This is a genomic window from Burkholderia sp. Ax-1720, assembly GCF_011753035.1.
Classification (GTDB): Bacteria; Pseudomonadota; Gammaproteobacteria; order Burkholderiales; family Burkholderiaceae; genus Burkholderia; species Burkholderia gladioli.
The window spans coordinates 1-12,260 of record NZ_VWWK01000195.1; the positions used below are offsets into that span (position 1 = coordinate 1).

General features: G+C 68.7%; 12 protein-coding genes, 3 tRNA genes and 1 pseudogene. 5 read left to right on the forward strand and 11 right to left on the reverse strand.

Translation table 11 applies throughout. From position 1 onward, the window contains the following. Positions 1-278: 278 nt before the first annotated feature. A complete protein-coding gene (locus tag F3J18_RS31735; protein WP_166916070.1) occupies positions 279-1,037 on the reverse strand; it encodes a TerC family protein in 759 nt (252 codons plus the stop codon). A 139-nt stretch (positions 1,038-1,176) separates the two neighbouring features. Here F3J18_RS31735 and F3J18_RS31740 point away from each other — a divergent pair, with 139 nt between their 5' ends. The 3 genes from F3J18_RS31740 (at position 1,177) to F3J18_RS31750 (ending at position 2,925) form a co-directional block, all read left to right on the forward strand. Then, complete coding sequence (locus tag F3J18_RS31740) at positions 1,177-2,064, forward strand: LysR family transcriptional regulator (protein ID WP_105826844.1); 888 nt, start codon at positions 1,177-1,179, stop codon at positions 2,062-2,064. Between the two features lie 231 nt (positions 2,065-2,295). Then, a complete protein-coding gene (locus F3J18_RS31745) occupies positions 2,296-2,574 on the forward strand; it encodes an AbrB/MazE/SpoVT family DNA-binding domain-containing protein (protein WP_080757479.1) in 279 nt (92 codons plus the stop codon). Positions 2,575-2,586: 12 nt separating this feature from the next. Beyond that, positions 2,587-2,925: a type II toxin-antitoxin system PemK/MazF family toxin gene (locus tag F3J18_RS31750; protein WP_166916072.1), complete on the forward strand. Its 339-nt coding sequence runs from the start codon at positions 2,587-2,589 to the stop codon at positions 2,923-2,925. 60 nt (positions 2,926-2,985) lie between these two features. Here the strand turns inward: F3J18_RS31750 and F3J18_RS31755 are convergent, their stop codons facing one another. The 8 genes from F3J18_RS31755 to F3J18_RS31790 all read right to left on the reverse strand — a co-directional run bounded on the left by F3J18_RS31755 (position 2,986) and on the right by F3J18_RS31790 (position 8,758). Then, positions 2,986-3,513: a flavin reductase gene (locus tag F3J18_RS31755; RefSeq protein WP_036036752.1), complete on the reverse strand. Its 528-nt coding sequence runs from the start codon at positions 3,511-3,513 to the stop codon at positions 2,986-2,988. Between the two features lie 168 nt (positions 3,514-3,681). After that, positions 3,682-4,614 carry an AEC family transporter gene (locus F3J18_RS31760; RefSeq protein ID WP_126241539.1) on the reverse strand — a complete coding sequence of 311 codons (933 nt, stop codon included), beginning with the start codon at positions 4,612-4,614 and terminating at the stop codon, positions 3,682-3,684. Between the two features lie 137 nt (positions 4,615-4,751). Next, entirely contained in the window at positions 4,752-5,636 is an 885-nt protein-coding gene (locus F3J18_RS31765) for a LysR family transcriptional regulator (RefSeq protein WP_025102002.1), read from the reverse strand. A 161-nt stretch (positions 5,637-5,797) separates the two neighbouring features. After that, positions 5,798-7,039, reverse strand: a complete 1,242-nt coding sequence (locus tag F3J18_RS31770) for an MFS transporter (RefSeq protein WP_025102003.1) — start codon at positions 7,037-7,039, stop codon at positions 5,798-5,800. Between the two features lie 201 nt (positions 7,040-7,240). Then, a tRNA-Val gene (locus tag F3J18_RS31775) sits at positions 7,241-7,317 on the reverse strand. Between the two features lie 103 nt (positions 7,318-7,420). Then, positions 7,421-7,497, reverse strand: a tRNA-Val gene (locus F3J18_RS31780). 151 nt (positions 7,498-7,648) lie between these two features. Beyond that, positions 7,649-7,725: transfer RNA gene (locus F3J18_RS31785), tRNA-Val, on the reverse strand. 73 nt (positions 7,726-7,798) lie between these two features. After that, complete coding sequence (locus F3J18_RS31790; RefSeq protein WP_166916074.1) at positions 7,799-8,758, reverse strand: LysR family transcriptional regulator; 960 nt, start codon at positions 8,756-8,758, stop codon at positions 7,799-7,801. Between the two features lie 150 nt (positions 8,759-8,908). On the opposite strand from F3J18_RS31790, the gene F3J18_RS31795 reads away from it, so the two are divergent. Together F3J18_RS31795 and F3J18_RS31800 are read left to right on the forward strand one after the other, a co-directional pair. Beyond that, a complete protein-coding gene (locus tag F3J18_RS31795) occupies positions 8,909-9,634 on the forward strand; it encodes a pirin family protein (protein WP_025102256.1) in 726 nt (241 codons plus the stop codon). A gap of 174 nt (positions 9,635-9,808) precedes the next feature. Further along, positions 9,809-10,258, forward strand: a complete 450-nt coding sequence (locus tag F3J18_RS31800; RefSeq protein WP_096751584.1) for a DoxX family protein — start codon at positions 9,809-9,811, stop codon at positions 10,256-10,258. Between the two features lie 254 nt (positions 10,259-10,512). On the opposite strand, the gene F3J18_RS31805 is transcribed toward F3J18_RS31800, so the two are convergent. Both F3J18_RS31805 and F3J18_RS31810 read right to left on the reverse strand, forming a co-directional pair. Beyond that, a complete protein-coding gene (locus tag F3J18_RS31805; RefSeq protein WP_025102257.1) occupies positions 10,513-11,787 on the reverse strand; it encodes an isoprenylcysteine carboxylmethyltransferase family protein in 1,275 nt (424 codons plus the stop codon). 189 nt (positions 11,788-11,976) lie between these two features. After that, positions 11,977-12,260, reverse strand: a pseudogene (locus F3J18_RS31810) (hypothetical protein); the annotation flags it as partial.

Consider the following 12,260-nt stretch of genomic DNA (forward strand, 5'->3'; position numbering starts at 1 on the left):
TCGACCGGCTCGCATGCGGCGCTCGCGATCGAGCGCGCGATGCAGGCAGCCGGCGCGCATCGCGAGACGCAGCGGCTCGCCACCCAGCGCCGCGGCCGCGTGCGCGGCCTGCAGACCGCCGAGCGCTGAGGCGCGGGGCGTCGTCGTCGAGTTTCCGCGCCGCCCGTCTCCATCTTCTTCCCTTTCCTGCTGTCGATCCGCTCGCGCGTTGCACGCGTCGAGCCGAGCGGATCGCGGTGGGCGCAGCGACCGGCTGCGCCGCCCTGGCCGCTCGAGCCTCAGTGCCCGCCTTCGGCCTGCCCGCGCTTCGCCCTGGCACGACGCGACAGCATGTTCATCCCCTCCACGAAGGCCGAGAAGGCCATCGCCGCGTAGATGTAGCCCTTGGGCACGTGGCTGCCGAAGCCTTCGGCGATCAGCGTCATGCCGATCACCACCAGGAAGCTCAGGGCCAGCATCACGATGGTCGGGTTGCGGTCGATGAAGCGCGACAGCGGGCCGGCCGCGACCAGCATCACCGTGACGGCGGCGATCACCGCGATGAACATGATGGCGACGTGCTCGGTCATGCCGATCGCGGTCACGATGCTGTCGATCGAGAACACGATGTCGAGCACCAGGATCTGGCCGATCGCCGCGACCGGCGTCAGCATCGCGGCGGCCACCCCGCCCGCCGCGCCGGCCTGCTCGCCCGGCGCCACGTGATGGTGGATCTCCTTGGTCGCCTTCCAGACCAGGAACAGGCCGCCCGAGATCAGGATCATGTCGCGCCAGGAGAAGGCGTGGTCGAACAGGGTGAAGGCCGGCTGGGTGAGCCGCGCGATCCAGGCCACCGTGCCCAGCAGCGCGAGCCGCAGGAACAGCGCCAGGCCGATGCCGATGCGCTGGGTGCGTGCGCGCTGCGCCTCGGGCAGCTTGTTGCTGAGGATCGAGATGAAGATCAGGTTGTCGATGCCGAGCACGATCTCCATCGCGACGAGCGTCACGAGGGCGGCCCAGACGGCGGGGTCGGCGGCGAGGGTCAGCAGGTGGTCCATGGCGGTCGGGTTCCGGAATCCATTGGTGGGCTGGTGTCGAGGCTTGTTATGATCGGCGATCGTCGGCTTCGGGAAAATCATCTCGAAACTGATCTCAACATCGGTTTTTCCGAAGTTCGTCGTGACTGCTGGAGCCATCATGCTGAATTTTCGACATTTGTACTACTACTGGGTGGTCGTGAAGGAGGGCGGCTTCGCGCGCGCCGCCGAGCGGCTCGACATGGCGGTGCAGACCATCAGCGCGCAGGTGCGCGAGCTCGAGCGCGCGCTCGGCCATCCGCTGCTGAAAGCGGCCGGGCGCGGCGTGACCATGACCGAGGCCGGCCAGGCGGCCTTCGCGCGCGCCGACGAGATGTTCCGGATCGGCGCGCATATCGCCGACGACGTGCGCGCGGCGGCCAGCGGCGAGCTGGCGCGGCTCGCGGTGGGGCTGACCGATGGCGTGTCGAAGCTGGCCGCGCACGCGGTGCTGGAGCCCGCGCTCGACACGCCGTCCCTGCGGCTGCGCTGCCACGAGGGCGAGCTCGACGACCTGCTGGCCGAACTGGCGCTGCACCGGCTCGACCTGGTGCTGGCCAGCCAGCCGGCGCCGCCGCATCCCACCCTGCGCTTGACGAGCGAGCGGCTGGTGGCTTCGGCGGTGGATTGGTACGGGCCGGCCAGCCTCGTCACGCGGGCCGCGCGCGAGCGGTTTCCCGATTGCCTCGCCAGCTTGCCGGTGCTGCTGCCGACCGCGCATTCACCCTTGCGCGCGCAACTGGAGCGCAGCTTCGAGGCGAGCGGGATCCGGCCGCGTATCGCCGGCGAATTCGAGGACAGCGCCTTGCTGGCGGTGTTCGGCGCGCGCGGGCTGGGGGTGTTTCCGCTGAGCGAGGCGGGTGCCGGCGACGCGGCCATGTTGCGCGGCCTGCGCCGGCTCGGGCGGGCCGATGGGGTGGTGGACGAGATCTACGCGATCCGTTCGCGGCGCGGCGAGCATCATCCGTTGGTGGAGCGGGTGATGCTCGGGGCAGAGTCGAGCCGCTGATATCGCGACAAGTTTTCCTGGACCCGGGAATTTGCTTTTGTATTTGACATGTCACAAGTAGGTGTCGTGACGTATCAACTACGTTGACACATCTTGCTCGGTTTTCTACACTTTTCGTGTATCGACGTGTTGATACGTGTGCGAACGACGGATCATGAAAGCCAGGAGCCGAGGTGCAAGAGCATGTCGTGCGATGTTCGGTCCGTCTCGCTTTTCCAGGGGGATTGAGTGATGGCTGTTCAAACGCTGAAGCGCTGGGGTAATAGTCTCGCGGTTCGAATTCCGGCCAATGTCGCACAGGAAGTGAAATTCACCGAAGGGCAGGAGGTCGATGTGCAGGTCGTTGATGGCAATTTGCAAATACGAGCGCATGGCGCAATCAAGCGTTTTTCCCGCGAGCGGTATCTACAGCAACTTCGTGAGGCGAAGCTTGCCCCGCACCCCCATGTCGAGTTTGGCGAGCCTCAGGGCGATGAGTTTGGTGGTCCGGACGATCCGGCGCGCCGCTGAAGGGGGGCCACGATGCTTGATGGAATTCCGGAAGCGGGAGATGTGATTCGTTTGTATATCGGGCCGAGTAAAGGTAACGAACAGGATGGATATCGAGCGGTCGTTGTTCTGACGGCCCTGGATATCAATGAGTTGACCGGACGTATAGTCGGTCTGCCCATTACCTCGACGATCCGGGGCTGGGATTCGGAAATACCTCTCTCGAGCCTCGCTCGGCCCGGCGTGGCACTTGTCGATCAGATCGTCAATCTGTCGTTCAGGACACGTGGTTTCACATGCGACGGGGAGCGGGCCACGGACGAGGAAATGCAGGCGATTCGATTCGCTGTCCGCAGTTTTCTCGACCTGTAGATCGAAGCGGCGCCCATTCTCCTCATCCTTATCCGAATGGGCCTGGCCGCTCGGCCATCTTCAAGCCTCCACCATCCCACCCACGCGATGAAACGCGCGGCCGAAGTAGATCAGCCCGTCCGTATCGCCGCGCACGCGGATCGCCGTGGCCTCGACGAACACCACCGTGTGCGAGCCCACCTCCTTCATCTCCACGATGGTCCCCTGCACGCTGGCCAGCGCGTCGCGAAGCACCGGCACGCCGTCCTGGCCTTCGTCCCAGGCGGCCAGGCCGAAGCGCTCGTCCATCGGCATCCTGGTCAGTCCTGCGAAATGACGCGCCAGCGGCTCGTGCTCGCCGGGCAGCACGTTCACGCATAGCGAGCGGTTGCCGGTGAGCGTGGCGTGGGTGCTGCTCGAACGGTTCAGGCAGATCAGCAGGGTGGGCGGCGCGTCGGTGACCGAGCAGACCGCGCTCGCCGTCACGCCGCAGCGGCCGTGCGGGCCCGCCGTCGTGATCAGGTTGACGGCGGCGCCGAGATGCGCCATCGCGTGGCGGAACAACTGGCGCGCGTCCTCGTCGGCGGCTGCGCGCGTTGGGTCGGTCATGGACACTCCTGGAGCGGACGACATGGCGAAAGCGGCGGCCGCTCATGGGACAGGGCGGCCGGATTCGCTCGATAGTCCCGCAGTGTCGCCCGTCCGGCGGAAAAAGTCAGGGTAACCCCTTGCTTGCCGGGGTTTTCGACCGCGCCGCCGAGCTTTGCTCGCGCCGCATCAGGCGCCGTGCGCGAGGCTCGCCAGCGAGACCAGCATGACCGGCATGGCGACCATCGCGAGCAGCGTCTGCATGGCCGTGATGCCGGCCATCAACGGCGCGTCGCCGCCGAGCTGGCGCGCCATGATGTAGGACGAGGAGGAGGTCGGCAGGGCCTGGAACAGCAGCGCGACCGTCATGACGGCCTCGCCGAGCCCGAGCGCGCGGCCGGCCGCGAAGGTCAGCAGCGGCATGGCGAGGAACTTGAAGAGCGAGGCGACCAGCATCGGCTGCAGCCAGGCGCGGGTCGCGCCGAAGCGCAGCGCGGCGCCGACGCAGAGCAGGCCGAGCGGCATCGAGGCGGCGCCGAGCGCGCGCACCGCCGGCTCGATCGCGGCGGGCACGGCGATGCCGCCGGCCTGCATCGCGCCGCCGATCGCGCAGCCCACCACCAGCGGGTTGGTCAGCACCTGGCGCAGCGCCGCGGCCGGCCCGAGCCGCGTCTGGCCGTAACGCGCGAAGACCAGCACGCAGAACAGGTTGACGGTGGGCACGATCACCGCCACGCAGACCGCCGACAGCGCGATGCCTTGCCTCCCTAGCAGGCCGGCCGCCACGGCGGTGCCCACGTAGTTGTTGAAGCGCACCGCGCCCTGGAACACCGAGGTGAAGCCCGCGCCGTCGACCCTCACCCAGCGGCGCATCAGCAGCAGCGCGACGGCTGCGGCCAGCGTGGCGCCGATCAGCGCGGCGGCCAGCGGCAGGATCGGCAGGGCGCCGAGCTGCGCGGTGGCCAGGCCGTGCGCGAACAGGGCCGGTAGCAGTACGTAGTAACAGAGCCGCTCGGCCGGCGGCCAGAACGCGTCGGCGATGAAGCCGGTGCGCTTGAGGGCGTGGCCGAGCGCCACCAGCAGCGCCACCGGCAGCAGCGCGAGCACGATCGCGCCGCTCATGCCGGAACCCCGGTCGAGACGGCGCGACGCCCGCGATGGCGAGGGAGGATCGAAGACATGGCAGCTTGCGCGGTAGTGAGGATGCCCTCAAGTTAAGCACGCGCAACCACGAGAAATGATGGTGATTTCTCGGGCGATCAATGAGAAAACCTCATGGATGAGGCGATCAGCTCGGCGGCCAGCGCCTGCGCGAAACGCTGCGCCGGGCGCGAGCGGTGTTCGAGCAGGACCACCGCGCTGCGCAACTGCGGCTGCCCGAAGGGCAGGCGCACCACCGGCGGCAGCCGCGCCAGCACCGAGTCGTGCAGCGCCACCACGCCGGCGCCCAGGCCGCGCGAGGCCATGTGGACGATGGTCTCGGTGCTGTCGAGCACCATCTCCTCGCGCACTTTGATGCCCATCCGGCGCAGCTCGGCGGCGATCTCGCGGCCGGCCCAGGCCTGCGCGTCGAAGCGGATGAAGGGCAGCGCCTCGAGCAGCTCGCGCACGCTCCAGCCCTCGTGGCGCGGCGGCGCGACCAGCCAGTAGCGGTGCTCGTAGAGCGTCTGCCAGACCAGCCCGGAAGGATGCGGGCGCACCGGGTGGGTGGTGACGGCCGCGTCGAGTTCGCCGCCGGCGACGCGCTGCGCCAGCGCCAGCGACAGGCCCGCGGCGACATGCACGCGCAGCGAGGGATGCGCGACCCGCAGCGACAGCAGCGCATCGGGCATCGGCCCCGACAACGCGGTCTGGATCGCGCCGACGCGCAGCCGCCCGACCAGTTGCTTCTCGTCGCTGAGCGCGTCGGGGATGCCGTCCACCATCGCCAGGATCTGCTCGGCCTGGGCCAGCACGATGCGGCCCGCCTCGGTCAGCGTGGGCTGCCGGCGCGAGCGATCGAACAACTGCACGCTGAATTCGGTTTCGAGCGCCTTCACGTGCAGGCTCACGGCCGATTGCGTGAGGCCGATCGCGTCGCCGGCGCGCGCGAAGGTGCCGTGGCGGGCGATGGCGACGAGGGTGCGGAAGGCGCGTATCGACATGGGCGGCGATCATCGGGACGAGGCGCGTCGTGAGCCGCGGCGCGATGGCGAGGCGGCGCGAGCGGGCGCGGGTTGCCGCCCTGGCGGGCGGCCGTGTCGAGCGATGATGCCTGCGGCGGGCGTCGGGGGCAACCGCTGCCGGCGAGGCTTGCCGAGCGCGCCTACTTGCGCTCGGCCTCGAGCGAGCGCATGGTGCGCAGCGAGGGGAACAGCCGCATCCACAGCAGGGCCACCGCGATGGTGCAGGCGCCGCCGATCAGCACCGCCGGCTGCGCGCCCCACCAGCCCGCGGTGATGCCCGATTCGAATTCGCCGAGCTGGTTCGAGGTGCCGATGAACAGCGCATTGACGGCGCTCACGCGGCCCAGCATCTCGTCGGGCGTGCGCAACTGCACCAGTGAGGAGCGCACCACCACGCTGATCACGTCGGCCGCGCCGAGCGTGGCCAGCGCCAGCAGCGACAGCGGTAGCCAGGTCGACAGGCCGAACACCAGGGTGGCCAGGCCGAACACGATCACGCCGAGGAACATCGCCATGCCGGGGCGCTTGCGCATCGGGAAGCGCGCGAACCACAGCGTGCCGGCCAGCGCGCCGATCGCCGGCGCCGAGCGCAGCAGCCCGAGCCCCCAGGGCCCGGTGTGCAGGAAGTCGCGCGCATAGATCGGCAGCAGCGAGACCGCGCCGCCGAACAGCACCGCGAACAGGTCGAGCGAGAGCGCGCCGAGGATGGCCGGTTCGCGACGGATGAAGGCGATGCCCGAGAACACCGATTCGAGCGTGACGGGTGCGCGCGCAACGGGTTTGCTGCTCAGCTTGAGCGAGCCCATCAGGCAGGCCGCGCAGCCGAAGCAGACGATCCCGAGCAGGTAGACCACCTGCGGCCCCAGCCCATACAGCACGCCGCCGGCCGCCGGGCCGATGATCAGCGCGGTCTGGGTCGCCGAGGTCGACAGCGCGGTGGCGCGCGGCAGCTCGGCGCGCGGTACCACGGCCGGCAGCAGCGAGGCCACGGTGGGGTTCTCGAAGGCGCGCGCGGCGCCCAGGCAGGCCGCCAGCGCGTAGATCGCCGGCGCGTTGAGCCAGCCGCCGAGCGTGCCGGCCAGGAATACCGCCGAGGCGAGCGCCAGCAGCGACTGGCAGACGGCCACCACGCGGCGCCGGTCGTAGCGGTCGGCGACATGGCCGGCCACCAGGGTCAGCACGAACATCGGCAGGAACTGCGCGAGCCCGACCAGGCCCAGCGCGTAGGCGCTCTGGGTCAGCGTGTAGATGTGCCAGCCGATCGCCACCGAGAGCATCTGGAACGAGATCGACGACAGCACGCGCGCGCTCCAGAAGCGCTGGAAGGTGGAAGGGCGGGAGACGGCGGGAGAAGGGCCGGACGAATCGGAAGGCGCGGGCATGGGCGATGGGCGGTCGGCGTGGTGCGAGGGCGGCCGCTGCGGCGGCGCGTCGAAAAACGGCAAGTGTAGATGAGTTCGCGCGCGCCTGCGGAATCGGCGCGGCGACGGCCGCGTGCGGGGCCGGCGCTGAAATGACGATGGACGGTCAAGCGGGCCCGCGTTCGAGAGAAGCGCGGCGCTTGCCGTCCATGTCGGATGCGTTGGTAGGCTCGATTGGATTCGAACCAACGACCCCCACCATGTCAAGGTGGTGCTCTAACCAACTGAGCTACGAGCCTGGGTGCCTTGCGTGATGCGCGGCGGTGCTGCCTGGGTGGCCAGCCGGGAGGCGCGGGCATGTTCGCTTGAACACGCGGCGCCTGCCGTCCATGCCGGATGCGTTGGTAGGCTCGATTGGATTCGAACCAACGACCCCCACCATGTCAAGGTGGTGCTCTAACCAACTGAGCTACGAGCCTATGTGCCCCGCGTGATGCGCGGCGATACTGCCTGGGTTGCTGCCTGCTGCCATGGCGATCCGTGACGAGCGGAGCGCCGAAAAGACAATGGACGGCTAGCGTGTTCCGCGTTCACCTGGAGCGCGGCGCTTGCCGTCCATGTCGGATGCGTTGGTAGGCTCGATTGGATTCGAACCAACGACCCCCACCATGTCAAGGTGGTGCTCTAACCAACTGAGCTACGAGCCTGCGAGGCGCGAATTATAGAGAGGCTCGCCCGATGTTGCAAGCGCCGGATCGCGTCCTGCCTCGCCGGCATGTTTCAGCGTTTGCGCCTGGTCGATGCGGCGCCGGCGGTGGCCTTGGCCTTGGCCGGTAACGCCGCCGAGGGCGCGGCCTCGAGCGAGGCCACCAGCCGTTCCTCCAGGAACGCGAACAAGGTGCGGATTGCCGTCGATCCCTGCCGGTGCTGCGGATACACCGCGCTGAGCCGCAGCGGCGGCGTGGCATGCGCGGCGAGGATCGTCACCAGCGTGCCGTTCGCGATCGCCGGGCCGACGATGAATTGCGGCAGCAGCGCGACGCCGAGCCCGGCGATCGCCGCATCGCGCACCACGTCGCCGTTGTTGGCGATCAGCGGCCCCTGCACGGCATAGGCGCGCCGCCCTTCCGGCGTTTCGAATTCCCAGCCGTCGCGGCTCTCCTGTCCATAGAGCAGGCAGGCATGGCGATGCAGCTCGGCCGGCGCGGCCGGCTCGCCATGCGATCGCCGATAGGCGGGGCTGCAGCAGGCGATCATGCGCAGCGTGCCGAGTGTGCGCGCCACCAGCGTCGAATCGGCCAGTTGCCCGATCCGCAGCGCCAGGTCGAAACCCTCGCCGATCAGGTCGACGCGGCGGTCGCTCAACTCCACCTCGAGCCGCACCGCCGGATGCGCGGCCAGGAATTCGGCCAGCAGCGGCGACAGGTGGCTCATGCCGAACGACATCGGCGCGCTGATCTTCAGCGAGCCGTGCAGCTCGGTGCGGCGCGCCGACATCGCCTCCTCGGCCTGCGCGACCTCGGCCAGGATGCGCTGCGCATGCAGGTAGAAGGCCTGCCCCGATTCGGTGACGGCCAGCTTGCGCGTGTTGCGGTTCAGCAGGCGCACGTGCAGCGCGGCCTCGAGCGCGGCCATGCGCCGGCTGACGAACTGTTTCGACAGCAGCAGCTTGTCGGCGGCGCCGGTGAAGCTGCCGGCGTCCACCGTGGCGAGGAAGATGCGCAGGTCGTCGAGTTGCATGGCAGGGGCGGTTTCCGGTCGATTGTCCACTAAAACAGGACGATGATTATCTCACATGCGATTTATCTATCAGGATGGTTGACCTAAGATTCATCCCATCGATCGACGCCGCACCGCAGTGGCGCGGCGCGATCCACCGGAGAACCCATCATGATCGAAGTCAGAAACGCAGACGCCCGCGGCCGTGCCGAACATGGCTGGCTCAGCTCCCGCCACAGCTTCTCGTTCGCGAACTACTACGACCCGCAGCAGGTCGGCTTCTCGGACCTGCTGGTGATCAACGACGATCGCGTCGCCCCGGGCCGTGGTTTCGGCACGCATCCGCACCGCGACATGGAGATCATGTCCTACGTGCTGGAAGGCGCGCTCGAACACAAGGACTCGATGGGCACCGGCTCGGTGATCGTGCCCGGCGACGTGCAACTGATGAGCGCCGGCACCGGCGTGGCGCACAGCGAGTTCAACCACTCGAAGGACGAGCGGGTGCACTTCCTGCAGATCTGGGTCGGCCCGGCGGAGAAGGGCGCGCAGCCGCGCTACCAGCAGGCCAACATCCCCGCCGGGGAGAAGCGCGGCAAGCTGCGCCTGGTGGTCTCGCCCGACGGCGCGCAGGGCTCGCTGGCGATTCGCCAGGACACGCGGATCTACGCCGGGCTGTTCGACGGCGAGGAAAGCGCCAGCATCACGCTGCCGGCCGATCGTTTTGCCTACGTGCACGTCGCCCGCGGCAGCGTCGAGCTCAACGGCCGCCGGCTCGGCGAGGGCGACGGCGCGCGGATTCGGGCCGAGCAGGCGCTGAGCTTCGCGAATGGCCAGGATGCCGAGGTGCTGGTGTTCGACCTGCGTCCCGTCGAGGTGACGGCCGACTGGGCCTGAGCGACGCCTAGACGGTGCCGGCCGCGCGTCCCGCGAGGCGCGCGGCCGGCACCCGCCCGATCGCGCATCATCCCGTTGTTGATTTGCACGACTTATCAGTCGATGATGAACCAGCGCGCGTGCCACCCGGCGGTTCGCGCGTCCTGGCCGCCGGCGTGGTGCCGGTCATCGTCGATCTCAGGATTTCAATATTTCACAAGGATCTCGACCATGCGTTACCTCTCTCTCGACAAGCAAAGGGACGGCGTGCTGCTGGTGGCACGCGTGCTGATGATGGTGTTGTTCGTGATGTTCGGCTGGCAGAAGCTGATGGGCTTCTCCGGCACGGTCGCCTACATGGGCTCGACCGGCGTGCCCGCGCCGATGCTGGCGGCGGTGATCGCGGTGGTGATGGAGCTGGTGGCCGGGCTGCTGATCGTGGTCGGCTTCTACACGCGGCCGGTGGCGCTGCTGCTGGCGCTCTACACGCTCGGCACCGCCTTCGTCGGCCATCACTACTGGACCATGACGGGCGCCGAACAGTACGTCAACCTGATCAATTTCTACAAGAACATCAGCATCGTGGGCGGCCTGCTGGTGCTGGCCGTCTCGGGCCCGGGGCGGTTCTCGATCGACCGTCATTGAGGCGCTGAGGGTTCGTCAAGGCAAAACGCCCGCTCGATGGACGAGCGGGCGTTTTTTTTCGAGTCCTGATTGAAATGGCTGCTTCGGCCCACGCGTCGATGCAAGCTGGACGGTCTGCCGATGAGGGCGATCGACCGCGAAGACCGCCCTGGCGCGGTGCCGCCGCGATCGTCGCTTCCATCGTGCCGGGCTGCCTGACTCGAGCGGGGCGCGGGCGGGATCGAGCGGGCAAGGCGCGCGGCCCGCCCGGATCTTCAGCCCTGCCCGAACACCTGCCGGATTCTCGCGAACAAGCCGTGCTGCGCGATCCACGCGGCGTAGGCGCGATACTCGGGATCGCGCATCAGGTGGCGTTCCTCGGTCCTGGCCCGCATGAAGTAGATGCCGTTGACGGCCAGCAGCGCCGCGCAGTGCGCGAGCGCGACCTGCCAGCCCAGCGCGCCGACGAAGGGCACCGAGATCATCCAGTACGACAGGTTCTTGGTCAGGTAGGCCGGGTGCTTGGTGAAGCGATACGGACCCGAGGTGATGATGCCGCGGTTGGTCAGGTTCGAGAAGCGCAGGCCGAACGAGATCGTCGAGAGCGCGTAGCAGAGCACCAGGGCGATGATCACCGCGCCCCACAGGCACTGGATCAGCGGCACGCCGGCCAGCCAGTTGTCCCAGAACAGCGTGCCCTCGTAGCGGATATAGCGATCCGAGATCAGCGACCAGAACGGCTGGTAGCAGACCAGCGCGACCAGCCAGCCGAGCGCGGTGGGCTCGACGGTGCGCACGTGGCTGTCGAGGATCCGGAAGGTGCAGAGATAACCGACCGAGCCGAACAGCAGGTCCATGGTGAAGGCCAGCTCGTACAGGAAGCGGAAGGTCGCCAGCGAGTAGGGCGCGCTCTGCAGGGCCGTCAGCGAGGCGGTCAGGTGGTCGGCGTTGCTCGACACGTAGACGAACATCAGCGGCAGGAAGAAGGCCTTCACGCCCCAGCCCGCCAGCATCTCGCGCACGCTCGACCAGCTTTCCGGCTTCTGCCCGCGGAACACGAAGCGCGCCCAGCACAGGTAGGCGTCGTCGACCTCGCGCTGGCGCGCGTCCATCCAGGCGAAGTAGAGCGGCGCGCCGACCGCGAAGTACGGCGCGAGCATCGCGCAGAGGCTCCAGAACGGCTTGTAGAAGTCGCCGTGGTATTCGGGCAGCAGCCAGTAGATGAAGGCGATGCCGGCGTAGATCGAGCCGAGTCCGGCCAGCCGCATCGCCACGCGCGCGAAGCTCATCGGGCGTACCGCCTCGGCGGCGAGGCCGGCGCTGGGGCGCAGGTAGGCGCGCGCCACGAACAGCTCGTAGCTGGCCACCACCACGATGATCGCGAAGCAGGCCGCGAAGCCGCGGCCGGCGCCGCTCAGCAGGCTGCCGTCGCGCGAGAACCACAGCACGGCCAGCGCCGCGGCGATGCCGGCCAGGCCGACCGTGAAGGGGGTGGCGGAACGGGGTGGCCGGGCCCCGACGTCGGAGAGACTATCGATGGTCGAGTTCATGTCATTCCTCGTGTGATGACATCTTGTGATCGGTCGGCCGGGCTGTTGGAGTATAGGTGCCCGGCCGCCGTATTTCCGCTGCTTGTTGCGTGTTGCTTGTTGCTGCCTGCCGCCGTGTATCGATTCCTGCCGCCACGGCGCGCGGCCTGGATGCCGGCGGCGGATGTTCCCGCCGCCGGTTTTGCCGCCTTACTTCTTGCCGCCGCCGAGCAGGCCGCCGAGCAGGTTGGTCACCGGCGAAAGCAGGCCCGCCGAGGTGCCGCCGGAGGCGGTGCTCGAACCGGACAGCGAACCCGTCACGCCGTTGGCCGCGCCCGACACGGCGCCGGTCACGGAGCCGGTCGCGTTGGCGACCGTGCCCACCGCGCCCGACACGGTGCCGGTCACGCCGGCGGCCGCGCCGTTCGAGCCGATCGAACCCTGCGCGCCGCCCGCCAGGCCGCCGGTCAGGCCGCCCACCAGGTTGGTGACCG

Coding starts and splice junctions, on each gene's coding strand:
- F3J18_RS31765 (WP_025102002.1), bottom strand. CDS start 5,636: ATGTCGATACGCGCCTTCCGCACCCTCGTCGCCATCGCCCGCCACGGC.
- F3J18_RS31795 (WP_025102256.1), top strand. CDS start 8,909: ATGATCGAAGTCAGAAACGCAGACGCCCGCGGCCGTGCCGAACATGGC.
- F3J18_RS31740 (WP_105826844.1), top strand. CDS start 1,177: ATGCTGAATTTTCGACATTTGTACTACTACTGGGTGGTCGTGAAGGAG.
- F3J18_RS31735 (WP_166916070.1), bottom strand. CDS start 1,037: ATGGACCACCTGCTGACCCTCGCCGCCGACCCCGCCGTCTGGGCCGCC.
- F3J18_RS31760 (WP_126241539.1), bottom strand. CDS start 4,614: ATGAGCGGCGCGATCGTGCTCGCGCTGCTGCCGGTGGCGCTGCTGGTG.
- F3J18_RS31790 (WP_166916074.1), bottom strand. CDS start 8,758: ATGCAACTCGACGACCTGCGCATCTTCCTCGCCACGGTGGACGCCGGC.
- F3J18_RS31750 (WP_166916072.1), top strand. CDS start 2,587: ATGCTTGATGGAATTCCGGAAGCGGGAGATGTGATTCGTTTGTATATC.
- F3J18_RS31745 (WP_080757479.1), top strand. CDS start 2,296: ATGGCTGTTCAAACGCTGAAGCGCTGGGGTAATAGTCTCGCGGTTCGA.
- F3J18_RS31805 (WP_025102257.1), bottom strand. CDS start 11,787: ATGAACTCGACCATCGATAGTCTCTCCGACGTCGGGGCCCGGCCACCC.
- F3J18_RS31755 (WP_036036752.1), bottom strand. CDS start 3,513: ATGACCGACCCAACGCGCGCAGCCGCCGACGAGGACGCGCGCCAGTTG.
- F3J18_RS31770 (WP_025102003.1), bottom strand. CDS start 7,039: ATGCCCGCGCCTTCCGATTCGTCCGGCCCTTCTCCCGCCGTCTCCCGC.